The following is an 18,082-nucleotide window of genomic DNA, read 5'->3' as shown; positions in this document are numbered from 1 at the left end:
GGGTGATTGCTGGGAACATTAGCCAGGACAACAGACACCTGCGTGCCACATTCGCCGGTTTCACCCGGTGTCTGCAACCGGAGTGTCCGACGGTGCGGCTACCGTGCGGGACGTGCGTAGAAGGAGGTCACGCGGGTGCTGCTCGAGGAACTGAAGCCGGGGCTGCGCATCGATGGGCTGATCCCCGGCGAGGTCATCACGGTGATCTTTGCCCAGCAGCACGGCGTGGCCGCTGTCGAGCTCACCTTCAAGAAGACCGATGGCGGTCTTGGGCAGCAGGTCGTGTTCCGCAAGGACGAGGCCAAGTTGTCGATCGCTCGCACCGGCTCGCGTGCGTTTGACGCGAACGCGACGGACTTCAAGATGGTTGCCGAGGCGCAGCGCATCCGCCTTGCGGGCCTGTTTGACCCGATGCTCGCCGTCGCCACCAGTGACGTCCAGCCGCTCCCGCACCAGATCCGGGCCGTCTACGGTGAGTTGCTCCCACGCACCCCGCTGCGGTTCCTTCTCGCGGACGATCCGGGTGCGGGCAAGACGATTATGGCTGGCCTGTACATCAAGGAGCTGATCCTGCGCGACGACGTCAAGCAGGCCTTGATTGTCGCCCCGGGAGGTTTGGTCGAGCAGTGGCAGGACGAGCTCTACTTCAAGTTCGGTCTCCGGTTCGACATCCTGACGAACGCGCTCATCGACGCGGACATCAACATCAACCCGTTCGAGAAGCACCCGCTCCTGATCGTGCGGATGGACCAGCTCTCTCGTAACGAGGCGCTCCAGGCGCAGCTCAAGGAGACGGAGTGGGATTTGATCGTCGTCGACGAGGCGCACCGCATGGGCGCGCACTACTTCGGCGGCAAGCTGGAGAAGACGAAGCGGTTCCAGCTCGGTGAGGTACTGGGCACGATCACCCGGCACCTGCTGTTGATGACGGCGACGCCGCACTCGGGCAAGGAGGAGGACTTCCAGCTCTTCTTGACCCTGCTGGACAAGGACCGGTTCGAAGGCAAGGTCAAGAAGACCGCTGACACTACCGGGATCATGCGTCGCATGGTCAAGGAAGACCTGCTTACGTTCGACGGCCGCCGTCTGTTCCCGGAGCGCATCGCCGAGACCGTCCCGTACGAACTCACGCATGCCGAGAAGCAGCTCTACGACCTCGTCACCGACTATGTCCGCGAGGGCATGAACCGCGCAGAGAAGCTCCTGGACGGCAAACGTCGCAACACCGTCGGCTTCGCCCTCACTGTGCTGCAGCGCCGCCTCGCCTCCAGCCCCGAGGCGATCTACAAGTCCCTGGTTCGCCGCTCCGAGCGCCTGACGCGACGTCGCGACGACATCTTGGCCGGCAAGTACACGGAGCGCGACGCCGCCTACGACGTCTCTGGTATCGATGAGGACGAGTACAACGCCGACGAGATCGAGACGATCGAGGAAGAGTTCCTCGATGCTGCGACCGCGGCTCAAACGATCGAGGAGTTCAACAAGGAGCTCATCGAACTCGCCGAACTGACCATGGCCGCGAAGCAGGTGCGGGACTCCGGCATGGACAAGAAGTGGTCCGAGCTTTCGCAGATCCTCCAGGGGCACGCGATGCAGTCGGACGCTAAGGGCTGGCCGCGTAAGCTCATCATCTTCACTGAGCATCGCGACACCCTCGACTACCTCACGGCGCGGATCCGCACGCTGATTGGGAAGCACGACGCAGTGAAGGCGATCCATGGTGGCGTGCGCCGTCAGGAGCGGCGTCAGATCACCGAAGAGTTCACCAAGAACTCCACCGTGCAGATTCTCATCGCGACCGATGCCGCCGGTGAGGGCCTCAACCTGCAGGCCGCTCACTTGATGGTGAACTACGACTTGCCGTGGAACCCGAACCGCATCGAGCAGCGCTTCGGCCGGATCCACCGCATCGGCCAGACCGAGGTTTGCCGGCTGTGGAACTTGGTCGCCGCGAATACGCGCGAGGGCGAGGTGTTCCTACGCCTTCTGGAGAAGATCGACCAGATGCGCCTAGCGTACGGTGGCAAGGTCTTCGACGTGCTCGGCGAGGCGTTTGCCGAAACTCCACTGCGCAACCTCCTCAAAGAGGCGATCCAATATGGCGAGCGACCCGAGGTCCGCGCCAAGATGCACGAGGTCATCAATGAAAACGTCGGTGACGGCCTGATTGACTTGCTCGAGGAGAGGGCCCTCGCGTCGGACCACCTGGGTGACGCCGACCTGGAGACCCTACGTGCCGCGATGGACGAGGCCCGTGCGAGGCGCCTCCAACCGCACTACATCGAGATGGCGTTCAAGGCAGCGTTTCGGCGCCTTGGCGGCCGCATTGCGCGCCGCGAGCAGGGTCGCTACGAGATCGGCAACGTCCCACAGCACATCCGAGCGTCCAAGTACGGGCCGATCGCGACGCGATACGACCGCGTCACGTTCGACCTCGCCCGCGTAGAGCCCGACAACTTGAGCCGCGCAGACCTACTCGCCCCTGGGCACCCGCTGCACGACGCAGTCATGGATGAGGCGATCCGTCAGTTCGGAGGAGTACTCAACAGCGGCACCCTTCTTGTCTCCGCGTCCCTGGAAGAGCCACACCTGCTCGTCGGTGTCGTCGAGGAGGTCGCGGACGCGACCGGGGCGTCGGTCTCCAAGCGGTTCGGATACGCGTTCGTCGACTTCTTTGGCACCGTGACGCCGGCCGGCCCCGCTCCGTATCTCGACTGCGTCGCCGCGCCTGAGACGGAAGCCACGGCAGCGGCACGCCGCCTGTCGTGGCTGGGCGAGGCGGAGGACAAGGCGACATCGTGGATCATCGCTAACCAACTCCCTGAGTACTTGGCCGACGTGCAACCACGTCGCGGTGCCGAACTCGCCAAGACCCGCGACCTGGTCAAGTCCCGGCTTGAGAACGAGAGCACGCGGCTCCTGCTCGACGCCGCCGTCGCCGCTCAGATGGAGCGCGATGGCAAGAAGCCCAAGGAGTCCGCAGAGTCGCTCAACCGCAAGGCCACCGAGCTCGACATCCGTCTCAAGGGTCGACTGGCGCTCATCGACCAACAGGCGCTGATGTCGACGAAGCCGCCGCAGATCCTCACCTCGGCCCTCGTGCTCCCACTGGCCATGGTGGACGGCAGCGTCCCGACGACTGCGCCGATGAGGGCGAAGTCAACCAAGGAGGTCGAGCGTCGCGGCGTCGACTTGGTCATGGCCCGCGAACGCGAGCTCGGCCGCAAGCCGGTCGAGCAGGCGTTTAACAACCCCGGCTTCGACATCCTGTCGACGGCGCCCAACGGCGACACGTACCGCATCGAGGTCAAGGCACGGATCGCGGGCTCGGACGACTTCTACGTCACACATAACGAGATCCTGACCGGCAAGAACGCCGCCCCGCGCTATCGCCTTGCGCTCGTGCAGGTCGAACCCGCGGGCCCGCAGTACGACGACGTCCGCTACCTCGACGACCCGTTCTCGACGGTGGACCTCGGCGACTTCGACGCCGTCGGCGTCCGTGCCGAGTGGACGAAGAACTGGACCAAGGGCAAGGCGCCGTTCTGACGGCGACGTCGACAGCGCTCCGGTCGGCAACCAAGGCCTCTCACCACGCAGAACAAACGGATGGGAACCATGCTCGGCTATCGCTCGCTCTTCACGGTGGCTCGCGGCTCGCTGCACGGTGCCGAAGTTGAGATGCTCATTGCAAGCCAGCTCCATGCATGGCTGCGCGGCAAGGGTCTGAACGCCGACGCCGTTACACCTGGGACGGTGTCCGACGTTGGACAGGGGGCCGAGGCGGTGCTCTCGGTTGAGGAGACTGCGTCGGGAAGCACGTCGTCCCGGTTTCTTCTTACGGAGGCGTCGGGATGGACGTCGCAGGTGGTCGTCCATGACCCGCGCGACGGACGCCATGACCCGTGGGTTTGGATCGACGTCGTCAGTCCCGACGAGCGGACCGTCGCCAGGACGCCACGCCTCGCCAAGATGGTTCTCGAGTTCGTCGACGCGCGCGACGGCGGAGCGGTCCTCGACCCAAGTGTGCGAACGCTGTTCAAGGAGGACGTGCCAGCACTCATCACTGCACTTCGCGCCGCGGACCGCCGTGGCCCTGTCTTCGTCGCGGGCAGCAGTCGCGACCTGCCGATGGAGGCATGGCGCAGACTCATCGAGCGGCTCCTTCGGGACACGACCGGCCTTGCTGCCGGTTTCGTGCTCGATCCGGCCGCGACCGAAGAGTTCGAGCGCCAGGTCGGCGGATCTCACGCCGTCGCGCCGGGCACGCTGCGAACGTTCGTCAGTGGCGTCGACTTCGACGACGCCCTCGATGGAAGGCGTCACAGGACTCTCACGACGGAGCGCATCGCCCTGGATCGCGACGTACACCTGCTCCGCGTCCTGGGGCGCGTGGCGCGAGAGCACACGCTGACGCTCCCTCTTCCTGGGAACGTCACTCGGGTCGAGGCCCGCCTCATCCGACAGGCCGACGAGGACTTCCTCAAGTCCGCCGGCATCGCATCCACACCCAAGGCAACCACCGCGGCCCAGCAAGCCGACGTGGCGGAAGAGGCCCTCGAGCCCGAGCCCGAGGACGAGCTCGATCTCGACCTGCAGACTCCTGCGGAGGCCGAGCAGGGAACGCTGGATATCGGGGTCGATGCGCCGGCGACGCGCGCGCGGCCCGACAGCCCGACGTCCCGCCGTCCGGTCATCAAGCCTCGGAACTCGGGTCCGGTCCCGCACCAAGCGACCCTGCACGAGGCAGTAACTCCGTCAGAACCGGAACTGAAGGCGACGTCGAAGCCCACGGCGTCGCCGGAGGTGGCCGTCCGCGAGAGCGGGCTCGTTGCGCGCGTGATGGCGGCCCTGCGCCGGGTCTTCGGGACGCAGACCGTGACGCCCGAGGCCATCGAGGATCTAGGGGACCGCGCCGCGCAGGTCGGACCGCTTCGCTCTCTGTTGAAGCGTAAGGAACTGGCCGAGCTGTCCCTCCAGGACACGATCGGCGGCTTGCGCGCGAAGCATGCGGCGTCGATCCGCGAACGAGACGACGTCATCCTCGAATGGCAGGAGGAAGCGGAGCGGGCACGTCGCCTGGACGCCGAGCTCACGGCCCTCAAGAAGGCCACGGCTGAGGCGGGCTACGGTGAGGTGGCCTGGGCGGACCACCTGCTCGGCGACGACGTCGAGAGCCTCACCCCGACGTCCTTCGGCGACCTCCTGGTTGCCTGGCAGACGGCGCACGAGGAGGGCGCGCTAGCCTCGGTCGTGTGGATGGGCGATAACGTAGCGATGCTGGACCTTGACGAGCACGAGCCGGCCGCGGGGTGGGCGGGCGTGACGTGGACGATCCTACGGGCGCTCGACGACTACGCCCGGGTGTCGAAAGACGGGTCATTCAAGGGGTCCGTGGACGACTTCCTACGTGTGACCCCGCCCGGCTGTCAGGGTTACTCCGCCAACAAGCACGCGATGACGGAGAGCGAGGGAGTCCGCAGTAACGACAAGTACGCGGCACCACGCCTGCTGCCCGTGCCCGAGACGATCGACCCAAGTGGCCGCATGTATCTTTGGGCACACTTCAAAATCGCCAATTACGCGATGGTGTCACCGCGGATGCACTACCTCGACGCAACGGCGACCGACGGAAAGGTCTACGTGGGGTACATCGGGAGACACCTCCCGCTGCCCAAAATGAATTAAGGAAACGCGAGATGGACCGCGCCAGCCTCGCGTTGTGCAGGGCTCGTGTCGGGGGCAACGTAAGTTGGAGACGCTGGCCAGCGCAGACGAAGCCGCCGGCAGCGAACGCAAGGAGAGAACGAAGTCGTGACGAAGCGAAAGCTCATCGAGGTCGCCCTACCCCTCGAGGCTATCAACCGTGCATCATTCGCGGAGAAGAACCGGAAGGTGGGAAAGCCGCAGAATCTACATCAGTGGTGGTCCCGGAAGCCGGTGACGGCGGCCCGTGCGATGTTGCTTGCCCAACTCATAGATGATCCCGGGTCCAACCCTGAGAGGTTCGCCACCGAGGACGCCGTCCGCGACGAGCGGGCGCGCCTGCACAAGCTCATTGAGCGCGCTGTCGAGTGGGACGAGATCATGCGCGTCAGCCCGGATCTTGCAGCTGATCTTCGCGCGGTGCTACCCGATGTGACGATCACCGATCCCTTCATTGGCGGTGGATCGATTGCGCTCGCCGCCGCACAGCTTGGTATTGACTCCCTCTCAAGTGACCTAAACCCGGTTGCGGTTGTCTTGTCCCGTGCTCTCGTTGAGGTTCCAGGGAAGTTCACCGGGCGCGATCCGGTATTCCCAGGGGTCGGAGGCGGCCGGCTAACCGAATGGACGGCGTCGTCCGGGCTCGTCGCGGACGTGGAGGCATACGGGGCTTGGGTGCTCGCGGAGGCCCGATCCCGCCTCGATGCGCACTACCCGAACGTGAATGGCCGGCCGGCGCTCGCATGGGTGTGGGCTCGGCAAGTCGAGTGTCCTAATCCAGGCTGCCGAATTCAGGTTCCGTTGGTCTCCAAGTGGACGCTCGCAAAGAAGAAGGGAAAGGAGGCGGTAATTGTTCCGCGAATCGTCAGGGACTCTTCCGCTCCTGGTGGGTCACGATTCGATTTCTCGGTCAGCAGGGATAAAGGCGACCAGCCATCTCGCGGCATGATGTCCGGCCGGCTCGGCACCGAGTGCCTTAGCTGTGGCACGGCAGTTCCCATCGCGCACGTTCGCCACGAAGCCCAAGCGGGACGCTTGGGGCTGACGCTGACCGCCGTCGTCGCTGATGGAGGTCGATCACGGGAATATTTCAGCCCGTCCGACGAGCAGGTCAGAGCCGCGCGAGTCCAGCGCCCCGAGGATTCGGTTGGCGGTGCGATCTCAACGAACCCCCGGTGGTTCTCGCCGCCGCTCTACGGGATGACCGACTTCAGTGACCTATTCACCGACCGTCAGCTACTTGCCCTGACAACCTTTAGCGATCTTGTCGTCGAGGCCCGCTCGAAGGTGTACGAGGATGCACTCGCCGCCGGCGTCCCTGCGGGTGATCCTCTGGCGGAAGGTGGCGTTGGTGCAACTGCATACAGCGAGGCGGTTTCCCTCTACTTAGCGCTCGCCGTAAGTCGCCTCGCAAACTGGTCAAACAATCAGTGTTCCTGGGAGTCAACTGGTGAGGTCTCGCAGCAGATGTACTCGGGCCAAGCGATGGGCATGGCGTGGGATGTCTCTGAGGCGAATGTGCTTGGTGAAGGCAATAGCGGTTCGTTCTTGGCATGTCTTCGGAATATCGTGGGCCCATTGAAGATGTCCAGCCTTCGCGGCGAACATCGAGTCATTATGGAAGACGCGCGGAACGCGACGTTGGCGGGATTGGTAGTTGCAACCGATCCGCCGTACTTCGACAACATCGACTATTCCGACCTTTCCGATTTCTTCTATGTTTGGCAGCGCAGAATGCTTTCGGGGGTCTTCCCTGGTCTCTTTAGGACAATTCTTGTGCCCAAGGGCGAAGAGTTGGTTGCGAATGCTCACCGTGCTGGAGGCAACGATGCCGCCGCCCTTGAGTTCATGGCCGGATTCCGGGAAGTTTTCGCCAGGTTCCGCGACTCTGTAGCGGAGGACTATCCGGTGGTTGTCTACTATGCATCAAAGCAAGCCGAGGCCCTTGGTGAAGGCAACAGTCGCTGGTCCACGATTCTGCAATCGATGGTGGATGAGGGTTGGTCTGTCGTCCGTACGTGGCCAATCCGCACGGAGAACGCGAGTCGACGCGTTGCGATTGGCGCCAACTCTATGTCGACGTCGAGTGTACTTGTTCTCAGGCCGCGACCAAAGGACGCTCCAAAAGTCACGGTGCAGGAGTTTCTCGGCGCACTGCGTACGCACCTCGCGCAATCACTCGCAAATCTGGAGGCGGCGGGCGTTGCACCTGTCGACTTGCAGCAGTCAGCGATCGGCCCGGGTATTGAAGTGTTTAGCCGATTTGGCGCCGTGCTCCAGCCGGATGGGACTGCGATGTCGGTCTCGGCCGCACTCCTGCGCATCAATGATGAACTCGATGGCCTAATTAATGAGCAAGAAGGCGACCTGGATGCACCCACTAGGTTCTGTGTTCAATGGTACCGGTTCAGCGGGTACGATCCCGGGTTGTTCGGCGATGCTGATGATCTAGCTCGCGCCCGCAACACTTCCGTCCAAGTAATGGATCGAGGTGGCGTTCTTGCTAGCCGTGCAGGGAAGGTGCAGTTGCTGCGGCCGCGTGAGTTCGCTTCCTCGTATGACCCAACGACCGACCAGTACATCTCGGCGTGGGAGGTGCTCCACCACCTGATTAGGGCCCTGGAAGTGGACGGAATTGGCCCCGCAGGCGAACTCTTGCGGTTATCATTGGCGCGCCCGGCGGGAGACGTCCATCCCGACGAGCTCAAGGAGTTGGCGCACCTACTGTTCCACATCGCAGAGACGAGCGGCCGCACTGCGGACGCACTGAGTTTCAACACGCTCGTGACGACCTGGCCGGAGATCATCGAGGTGGCCCGCTCGACCCCGGCCGGCACCGGCTCGACGCAGGGCGCGTTCAGCTTCGACGAGGAGGACTAGTCGTGCAGAAGACCCTCACGGCGCAGGAGCATCCGCTGCGGAAGGTGTTTTCCAGCGACTACGAGTTCGAGATCCCCGACTACCAGCGGCCGTACCGGTGGGGCACGGACCAGGCGCTTCAGCTGCTCGACGACCTTGAGGAGAGCCTTGAGCGCGACCCGGACGACCCGTACTTCCTTGGGTCGCTGGTGCTCGTGCAGCGATCGGAGACGCAGTTCGACGTCATCGATGGCCAGCAGCGGCTGACGACGTTGAGCCTGCTCTTCAGCATCCTTCGGGACCTGAGCTCCGGGAAGTTCGCAGGCGAGTTAGCCGACCTCGTGCTGGAACCTGGCTCCGAGCTTGCCGGTATCGCGCCGAAGCCTCGCCTCGCACTGCGCAAGCAGGACCGCTCGTTCTTCTCGAAGTACGTACAGACTCCGGGCAACATCGGTGCGCTCATCGAGGTGACGGACAGCGCGGCGGGGAGTGAGCCGCAGCGAGCCATCCGCAACAACGCGTCCGTGCTATACAAGCGCCTCCTCACGTGGGACGAGTCGAAGCGTCGCCTGCTCGCGACGCTCGCGAGCACCCGGACCTTCCTCGTTGTGGTGAGCACGCCCGATCTCAACAGCGCCTACCGGATCTTCAGCGTTATGAACGCGCGAGGCCTCGATCTCGCGCCTGCCGACATCTTCAAGTCCAAGGTCATCGGATCGTTGGACGACGAGTCGGACTATGCGAAGCAGTGGGAAGCTGCAGAGGAGGCACTCGGCAGCGACGACTTCACCGAGCTGTTCCGAGACCTCCGAACCGTGGTAAACGGAGACCGCGCCCGACGCGAGCTGCTTCGCGAGTTTCCTGAGCAGGTTCTGGATCAGTACCTGGACGACGGTCGCTCCGCCGAGTTCATCGACGAGTTGTTGCTGCCTTATGCGAAGGCGTTCGAGCGCACGGTCGCGCGAGACTTCGGCCCGGGCTATGAATGGCAGACGGTCAACGACTGGCTCAAGCGCCTCGCTCTGATCGACAACAAGGACTGGCGCGCGTGCGCGCTCTGGGCGTTGAAGCACCACCCCGACGACGCGCCCTTCCTTGCGGAGTTCCTCCGAAAGCTGGAGCGGCTCGCGGCGAGCTTCTTGCTGCGGCGCGAGTACACGACGCCGCGCATCACCCGCTACCTGGACCTGCTCAAGCAGCTCAAGGACGGAGACGGGCTCGACGCGCCGGCCTTTGACCTCTCGGCGCAGGAGAAGGAGGAGTCGCGGGACGCGATCAACGGCGAGGTCTACCGCATGCAGACGCAGCGGGCCCGGTACGTGCTGCTGCGGCTCGACGAGCTGCTCGCCAAGGAGCCGGGCGCGAGCTACTCGCACAGCATCATCAGCATCGAGCACGTTCTCCCGCAGACGCCCGCGGCGGACAGCGAGTGGCTGGTCGCTTTCACCGAGGACGACAGGGCCTACTGGACGCATCGGCTGGGCAACTTGCTACTCCTCAACGCGCGGAAGAACAGCCAGGCGCGAAACTACGACTTCGCGACAAAGAAGGCGAAGTACTTCACGACGTCGACCGGGTCCGCGGTGTTCGCCCTGACGACGCAGGTGCTCGGGCACGACGTGTGGAACCCGACAGTCGTGGCGGCACGACAGCAGGAGCTTTCGGCCCTGCTGACCAACGAGTGGGAGTTGTCCTGAGATGGCACTGAGTAACCGCGACCGCGTCAACCGGATGTTCGAGGTCATGGCGCCCGCGCTCGACGACTTCATCTCCGGCGTCGTCGGGCGGGCAAACCCGCAGCTCGGCGCGCAGTGGGCCAAGCTCGTGGCAGCGAAGGACGCGAAGAAGGGAGTCGACAAGCAGTACGACCCGCTCGACCCGCAGGTCCAGCTCCGCATCTTGACCGAGGGCAACATCACTGCCGCGGTCAAGCCCGGATGGTTCCCGTTCGATGAGGCGCTCGGTCGCGCAGGTCAGTTCTACGCGAGCGAGCTGCGCGAAGTGCGCAACACGTGGGCACACAACGGGTCGTTCTCCGACGACGACGCCTACCGCGCTCTCGACACGGGGGAGCGGCTACTCCGCCTGGTCGGGGCGCCATCCGAGGCAGACAAGGTGGCGGCTACGCGGCAGGACCTGCGCCGGGTGGCGGCGGACAAGGAGGACAAGAAGGTCCTCAAGGCGGCGGTGGACCTGCCGACGGCGTCGGGTCTGCATCCATGGCGTGAGGTGTTGCAGCCGCATGACGACGTCGCGACCAACAACTTCGCGGCGTCTGAGTTCGCGGCAGACCTGTACAAGGTCGCGACGGGCGACGAGAAGGACTCGGGCTACGCGGACCCGGCGACGTTCTTCCAGCGGACCTACTTGACCGAAGGTCTCTCGCAGCTCATCGGGCGGGCGGTGCGACGTATCTCGGGCGACGACAACGCACCCCCCGTGATCAACCTTCAGACGAACTTCGGCGGCGGAAAGACTCACTCGATGCTGTCGCTGTGGCACGTGGCGGCTGGTCTGCCGCTGGGCGTGTACCCGCAGGAGACGCAGGAGTTGCTGCAGGCGAACGGGTACTCGGGCACGAAAGTGAACCGGGTTGCGATCGTCGGCAACCACTTCTCGCCGTCGGGCGTCACGAAGGCCGACGGCACTCGCGTCAACACAATGTGGGGCGAGCTGGCATGGCAGCTCGGTGGGGCCGAGGCGTACGCGATCGTCGCGAAGTCCGACATCGACCGCACCCACCCCGGCCAGGCGCTCCACGAGGTGCTCGCGCGCTACGCCCCTGCCATCATCCTCATCGACGAGTGGGTCGCCTACGCCCGCTCGCTCGTCGGCCGTGACGACCTCGCGGGTGGCACGTTCGACGACCAGTTCACCTTTGCGCAGACGCTGACCGAGGCGGCCAAGGGGACTAAGGGTGTGCTGCTGGCCATCTCGATCCCGGCGTCGTCGACGGGCGACGACGTCGAGAAGGAAGTGGCGGGGAACGCCGAGGAGGTCGGCGGGTCCAACGGCCTGGAGGCGCTCAAGAGACTGCAAAACGTGGTGCGGCGTGTAGCCGACCAGTGGCGGCAGGCGTCGCCGGTCGAGGCGTACCAGATCGTCAAGCAACGCCTCTTCAAGCAGCCCGATGCGGCCGCGCTGGCGGCGATCAATGCGACGGCGAAGTCGTACATGGAGATGTATCGCAATTACACCGACGACTTCCCGCGCGAGGCCCGTGACATCGCATACGAGGACCGGATCCGGCGGACCTACCCGATCCACCCGGAGCTCTTCGACCGGCTCTACGAGGAGTGGTCGTCGCTCGAGCGTTTCCAGCGCACACGTGGCGTATTGCGCCTGATGTCGACGGTGATCCATGCCCTGTGGGTCGGGGAGGACGCCTCGCCGATAATCATGCCCGGGTCGGTTCCGCTCGCGACCGCGTCCGTGAACGCTGAGCTGACGCAGTACCTGCAGGACTCGTGGAAGGCGATCATCGACGCCGACGTCGATGGCCCGAACTCGGAGCCGGCCCGGATTGACCAGGCAAAGCCGGTCTTCGGGCAGCGGGCGCTGACGAAGCGGCTCGCGCGCACGGTCTTCTTCGGCGCCGCCCCGACGATCGGCTCTGCGCACAAGGGCCTGGAGACCCAGCGGGTCTTCCTCGGGACGGCGATCCCCGGAGACGTGCCAGGCAACTTCCACTCGGCGCTGACCCAGCTCGCGGACCGGGCGACGTATTTCTACGCCGGGTCGGGCAAGTACTGGTATGACCTCCAGGCGAACATTACCCGCACGGCTAAGGATCAGGCCGAACGGCTACACATCGAGGACGTGTGGGTCGAGATCGTGCGGCGCCTCCAGGGCCAGGCGCGTACCAGCGGTGACTTTGCGGGCGTGCACGTGTGCCCGGACTCGAACGCCGACATCCCGGACATTGACGAGGCTCGGCTCGTCATCCTGCACCCGAAGGTCGCGCATAAGTCGAAGACCGACTCGCCTGCCAAGGCGTTCGCGTTCAAGGCGACCGAGCAGCGGGGGACGGCGAACCGGACTCATCGCAACATGGTGGTATTCCTCGCCGCGGACGAGGCGCGCCTCGAGGAGCTCGTCACGGCCACGCGCGACTACCTCGGGTGGAGCCACGTCCTGGTCAACGAGGCCGACCTCGACCTGACTGCGAACCAGCGAAACCAGGCGATGCAGCGCAAGGCCCAGGCCGACCAGACCGTTGAGGCGCGGCTGCTGCAGACCTTCACCTGGACGCTGGTACCGGCCCAGCCGGACCCGGCGGCGCCTTTCGGGATCCGCGAGGTGAAGGTCGAAGGGCAGGCCCCGTCGTTGGCGGAGCGTGTCTCGAAGCGCCTCGGGTCTGACGGCGACCTATCGACACGGCAGGCGGCGTCGAACATCCGGCTCTCCATTGGCAAGGTGCCGCAGATCTGGGCGAGCGGCCATGTCTCGCTCGGCACGCTGTGGGGGCTGTACTCGCAGTACCCGTACATGCCGCGCTTGCGAGACGAGTCGGTGCTCGCGTCCGGCATCGTCGACCTCCCGCTGCTCTGGTCGACCGATGCGTTCGCGCTCGCGACCGGATACGACGCGGACCAGACGCGCTATATCGGGCTCTGGACGCCGGAGGACAAGGAGTCTGCGCCTGCTGCGAACGACTCGGTCCTTCTCGTCCGCCCGGACGTTGCCGTCGTCCAGCGCGAGCGGGAGGCTGCGGCTGTGAGTCCAGCGCCGGAATCGGTCGGCCAGGTGCCCGGCGACAATGGCGAGACTACCGTGGAGCCAGTTGTATGGCCGGCTCCCGTCGACCCGCCCATCGTCGTCGAGCTCGCCAAACGATTCTTCGGCGTGAAGGAGCTCAATCCGGACCGCTATGCACTGGAGTTCAGGAACATCGCTGAAGAGGTCATCGCCAACCTTCGTGATGTCGGGGCGCAGATGACGGTTCGGATCGAGATTGAGGCGACGAAGCACGACGGTTTCGGTGAAAGCACGATCCGCACGGTGTCGGAGAACGCGAAAACCTTGAAGTTTGAACAGTCGGGATTCGAAAAGTCGTGAGGGCGCCTCGAGAGGTCGGCTCGGCTGTCGAGGTTCGAGCCGTTCACGGCGACCCACTTCATCCAGTGCGCCGACGCGCTTGTCAGCGCGACGATGGAGCGTAATGACGGTCACCGGGTCTCCCAGGCCACGGTCCTGCGGCTGCCGGTGACTGTGCCTCGGCGAGGAGTTGGTCGCCGAGGATCCACTTTGAGCGGGAAGACCGCGACCTCACCGTGCTCCGGCGCCAACCGCCCGTGCGACGTACGGCGCAGCTGACCGTCTTTGCGGGCGTACCGACGGGTGAGGCAAGAAGATGCCGTGACTAGGCGTGTCGTACTCTCCAAGGAACACATGTTCGCGATGCGTCCGCAGCTCCGTTTCGAATGGCACGCGAGTTGCACGAGCGCTCGGAGCAACTGCAGAAACCGCGGAAATTCAACGATTCTGAGACCCCTGACTTGACGATCAACTTCTGAGATTGCCACTCTGATGTGAACTCAGTCACACATGGTCGGAGGCCCGGATCTGCGGATTTCCGCAGGTCCGGGCCTCTTTTTGGGCTCGGGGCCCGATCCATGACCACATGCGAGCCCACGGAAGCTAGAAGCACCGACTTCCGCGGTGTCCGCACACGCTCAGATGGCACGGCCCATGGAGTGACGAGCACGACCTGCCCAAGTCCTTGGTGAGCGCGTGCCCCTGCCGAGGTGGAGGCGACAACACGCTGTAGCGTCTTGCCCGAGACTGCCGCCCCCGCTCAGGCAACACGAGGAGTGATCCCGCAAGTGGCCACGGACTTCAACGATTTCTACGGCGAGATGCGTATGTGCACCATGCGGCTCAGGCGCGCAGAGCGCGACCCCTCCATGACGCCGGCGGAGATCCGCGACTACGAGAAGCAAGCACTGGATCAGATCGATGGCTTCACGGGTGACTGGCTGCACTATGCGGACGGCTACGCCGTCGCAACAAACACGGAGTCCGAGTTCTTGCGCGACCACAACAAGGCGATGGTCAAGTTGCTCACGGTCGATGCACTGCAGCGTCCTGGGGCGCAGGAGATGACACGCGACGAGTTCACGCGCCGGCTTCGTGAACTCAAGGAGCTCCTCACCCGACTCGATCGCACGATGCCACCGCGAATCGCGACGTACATGGGTTCGTACGCGTCCAACATCGCCCACGTCGACGAGGAACTCTCATCGCTACCGACCTCGACAGGGCGGGCACTGGCGACAAGTTCTGGGCAGTCCAAGGGTTCGGGGTGCTACGTCGCAACAGCGGTGTATGGCACGTACGACTGCGAGCCCCTCTGGACCCTGCGCCGGTATCGCGATGAGCGGCTAGCGCTGACGATGTCTGGGCGGGCGTTCATCCGCATCTACTACGCCCTTAGCCCGACCTTCGTCCGCACTCTGGCTCGCTTCCGCGGAGTCCAGGTACCGATCCGGGCAGTTCTGGACCGCTGGGTTGTTCGCCTTCAGGACCGCGGGTTCGAGGGCCGCCCCTACGCCGATCCCACCAACGTGACGAGCCGCTGAACGGCACTCAACAGTCTCCTAATGGCGCTCGGTAGTCGCACTCCCTCCTCGTTCATGCGATTGGCGCTGCGGGGATCTTGGCGCGCACGACTGAACGTGAGTCCGCCGAACTGGCTGCCCGGCTCATTGCCACGCGCTACGAGGAACCTGCCCCGTAGCGACACCCTTCCGAGCAGGGTCTGCTGCACGGATAGGTGACAACTGACTTTGCCGGAGCGCTGTGGGAGTGTCGGTGCGACCGCGTTGCGGTCTGCCGCGCATCTACAGGCCGGCCGTGCGCCCGTTGACCAACGTCAGGGAAAGCATGGCGCCCTCCGGCGACACGGCACTCGTGGCGCGCTCGATGTCCTGTGAGTCAGCGAAGCGGCCGCCACTGTACTCCGGCAACATGGTGGTTACGCGGACTTGGGACTCCTCGACCTCGGCGATGTCGTGGTGCCGTATGCCGTCGAGTACGCCCTTGTCGACGCCCTGGAAGATGCGGAGCAGACCGCGCGAACCCGGGGCTGGGAAGAACAGCTCCTGCCCCTCGAACACCCCCAACTCGTTCTCCTCGACACGGCCACGCACAGCTCGCCGTCCGAGCCTTTCAGAGACCCGCGTCGGGAGCCAGTCCACGGCCGCTGCACTCCCTGCGTAGTCCGCCAACGACCCCATCGCTACCGCCGTGACCGAACTGAAGAAGTCATCCGCGTCGGCGTGTAGGACGTCGCCAAGCATTTGCGCCGAGCGCTTCTCAGAGCGGCCCCGGGCGACCCCAAAACGGTCAGTCATCCACCCCACTTCGTCGTCGCCAGGATCGACTGCCAGGTACCTCACCGAGTCGCCTGCCGAGACGGTCGATACGGCGATACCCGTGGGCGTGGTCCCGTTCACGCTGAGCGACGCCAATTGAGTCACAGCTCGAGCTAGCTGGTTGACCGCGTATCGGCTGCTCGTCGTGCCTTTGCACTCGAGCAGCCGATGCGAGACCCGGCGTGGCTGGCGTGGGGAGGGGAGCTGAATCAGGTAGTCCGGCTGCCGGCCCGCGACCATGCGGGCATAGATGCCTGGGTACGCTCCCTGAAGGACTTGGTCAACGTCGGCGAACCGAATGGCGCCGGTAAAGCCCTGGGCGCGGCACCAGTGTTCAGCCAGCAACGCTCCGAAACCCACGCCGAGCTCCTCGGACATCACTCGCCGTTGGTTGCCTCGCACCTGCCTTCCCGCGGTGCCAAGGCGTAGCTCGCCTGCACTGCCTCGGTCGAAGACACCTAGGTAGCGCAGCCGGCCCCAATGCTCGTATTGACTCGTGACGTCGCTGGGGATGAGCGGAGCCGTAAGGCGTGAAAGGCGGAGCATTGCATCCACTGGGCGTACCCGGATCGCGCCGCCAAGCCCCGCAGCTGGCGTGACCACACCCTTTACGGGACTTCCCGGATGATCGGCCCGGGCGGCCCGATCGACCTCCGCTGCAAGCGCGGCGTCGCTTCGGCCGTCGAGGGACACCGTGGAGTTCATCATGACGATCGCCGTTGGCAGATCCATGGGCCTATTGGTACACGATCGGTGCCTGCTGCAACACACGAGGTGGCTCCGGGAGCGACCGCTGAACCGTGTTCCCCGGCCCCCGACTCGTCTCCGCGATCGTCGACCGAGTCACGTTCAACGCCCACGTCCTGCAAACCGGCACGGAGTCCACCGACTCCGCACCTCGAATAGGCGAGCAGCAGCCACCCGCTGAAGATGATCAACTTCTAGGTGTTGCGGGTCATGACGTTGGTGACGCGGGGTTGGGCGTGAGGAAGGGGTAGGCCTGGCGGCAGGATGGAAGTGCGACCAACCGTCCTTGCCGAGGAAGACCTACCCCTTCATGACTCACGCTAACGCCCCGTTGACCCCTGCCGGACGCCTGCGCCTGATCGAGCGCTGCCGGAGTCGTCCGATCGCTCACGTCGCTGCTGAAGCGGGCATCTCGCGCGCTTGCCTGTCGAAGTGGAAGCACCGCTACGACCGGCTCGGGGAGGCCGGCCTGCACGACCGGGCGAGCGTCCCGCACAGGTCGCCGACCCAGCTCCCGGACGAAGTCGTGAACCGGATCGAGACACTGCGCCGCCAGCGCAAGTGGTCCGCGCGGCGGATTGCGCTCGAGCTCGTCGGCGAAGGGCACCGGGTCAGCGAACGGACCGTGGGCCGGTGGCTGGAACGCCTGGGGATCAACCGCCGCCGGTACCTGGACCCCGACGGCTCCTCAAACCGTCGCCCAGGCACGATCGTGGCCCGCTACCCGGGTCACATGGTCCACATCGACGTCAAGAAGGTCGGGCGCATCCCCGACGGTGGCGGATGGCGCGTCCACGGGCGCGGCTCGGCCCAGGACAAGACCGCCCAGCGCGCCAAGACCCGCGGTGCCCGGGCCGGATACGTCTACCTGCACTCCATCATCGACGGGTACTCCCGCCTGGCCTACACCGAGCACCTGCCCGACGAGAAGGCCTCGACCACGATCGGCTTCTTCCACCGCGCCCGGGCCTTCTTCGCCGCCCACGCCATCCACCGCATCGTGCGCGTCGTGACCGACAACGGTGCGAACTACCGCGCCGCCACCTTCGCCCGCACCGTCACCGCCCTCGCCTCACGCCACCAGCGCACCCGCCCCTACACCCCGCGACACAACGGCAAGGTCGAGCGCTACCAACGCATCCTGACCGACGAGGTCCTCTACGCCCGCGCCTGGAACAGCGAAGACGAACGCGCGCAGGCGATCAGCACCTGGAACATCCACTACAACTACCATCGACCCCACACCGCCGCCGGGAACCAGCCCCCAGCAGCACAACTCCGCTCAGGCGTCACCAACGTCATGGCCAGCAACATCTAGGCGTTGGGTCAGGCGGGACACCGTCCGATGGTCTCTTCCTGTTCGGAGGGCCGTGCGTCCCTGACGGCCGCCGTGA

The 18,082-nt window shown here is 65.0% G+C and carries 8 protein-coding genes; 7 read left to right on the top strand and 1 reads right to left on the bottom strand.

Going from position 1 to position 18,082, the window contains the following annotated elements:
- The first annotated feature begins 135 nt into the window (after window positions 1-135).
- The 6 genes from ACFC2L_RS12285 to ACFC2L_RS12260 all read left to right on the top strand — a co-directional run bounded on the left by ACFC2L_RS12285 (window position 136) and on the right by ACFC2L_RS12260 (window position 15,146).
- On the top strand, window positions 136-3,549 hold the full coding sequence (locus tag ACFC2L_RS12285) for a helicase-related protein (protein WP_375824585.1): 3,414 nt from the start codon (window positions 136-138) through the stop codon (window positions 3,547-3,549).
- 60 nt (window positions 3,550-3,609) lie between these two features.
- The gene (locus ACFC2L_RS12280; protein WP_375824584.1) at window positions 3,610-5,688 is read left to right on the top strand and encodes a hypothetical protein; all 2,079 of its coding nucleotides are present in this window, start codon (window positions 3,610-3,612) and stop codon (window positions 5,686-5,688) included.
- 126 nt (window positions 5,689-5,814) lie between these two features.
- Window positions 5,815-8,586, top strand: a complete 2,772-nt coding sequence (locus ACFC2L_RS12275; protein ID WP_375824583.1) for a DUF1156 domain-containing protein — start codon at window positions 5,815-5,817, stop codon at window positions 8,584-8,586.
- Window positions 8,587-8,588: 2 nt separating this feature from the next.
- Window positions 8,589-10,262: a DUF262 domain-containing protein gene (locus tag ACFC2L_RS12270; RefSeq protein ID WP_375824582.1), complete on the top strand. Its 1,674-nt coding sequence runs from the start codon at window positions 8,589-8,591 to the stop codon at window positions 10,260-10,262.
- A gap of 1 nt (window position 10,263) precedes the next feature.
- Entirely contained in the window at window positions 10,264-13,623 is a 3,360-nt protein-coding gene (locus ACFC2L_RS12265; RefSeq protein ID WP_375824581.1) for a Swt1 family HEPN domain-containing protein, read from the top strand.
- Between the two features lie 767 nt (window positions 13,624-14,390).
- Window positions 14,391-15,146, top strand: a complete 756-nt coding sequence (locus ACFC2L_RS12260; RefSeq protein ID WP_375824580.1) for a CFI-box-CTERM domain-containing protein — start codon at window positions 14,391-14,393, stop codon at window positions 15,144-15,146.
- 261 nt (window positions 15,147-15,407) lie between these two features.
- On the opposite strand, the gene ACFC2L_RS12255 is transcribed toward ACFC2L_RS12260, so the two are convergent.
- Entirely contained in the window at window positions 15,408-16,673 is a 1,266-nt protein-coding gene (locus ACFC2L_RS12255; protein ID WP_375824579.1) for a hypothetical protein, read from the bottom strand.
- Window positions 16,674-16,998: 325 nt separating this feature from the next.
- Here ACFC2L_RS12255 and ACFC2L_RS12250 point away from each other — a divergent pair, with 325 nt between their 5' ends.
- Entirely contained in the window at window positions 16,999-18,006 is a 1,008-nt protein-coding gene (locus tag ACFC2L_RS12250) for an IS481 family transposase (RefSeq protein ID WP_375824688.1), read from the top strand.
- Window positions 18,007-18,082 lie beyond the last annotated feature (76 nt).

Origin of the sequence: Cellulosimicrobium sp. NPDC055967 (assembly GCF_042269845.1) — a bacterium.
Taxonomy (GTDB): Bacteria; Actinomycetota; Actinomycetes; order Actinomycetales; family Cellulomonadaceae; genus Cellulosimicrobium.
Note: the sequence above shows the minus strand (reverse complement) of the source record. Positions and strands in the feature narration are given on the sequence as shown.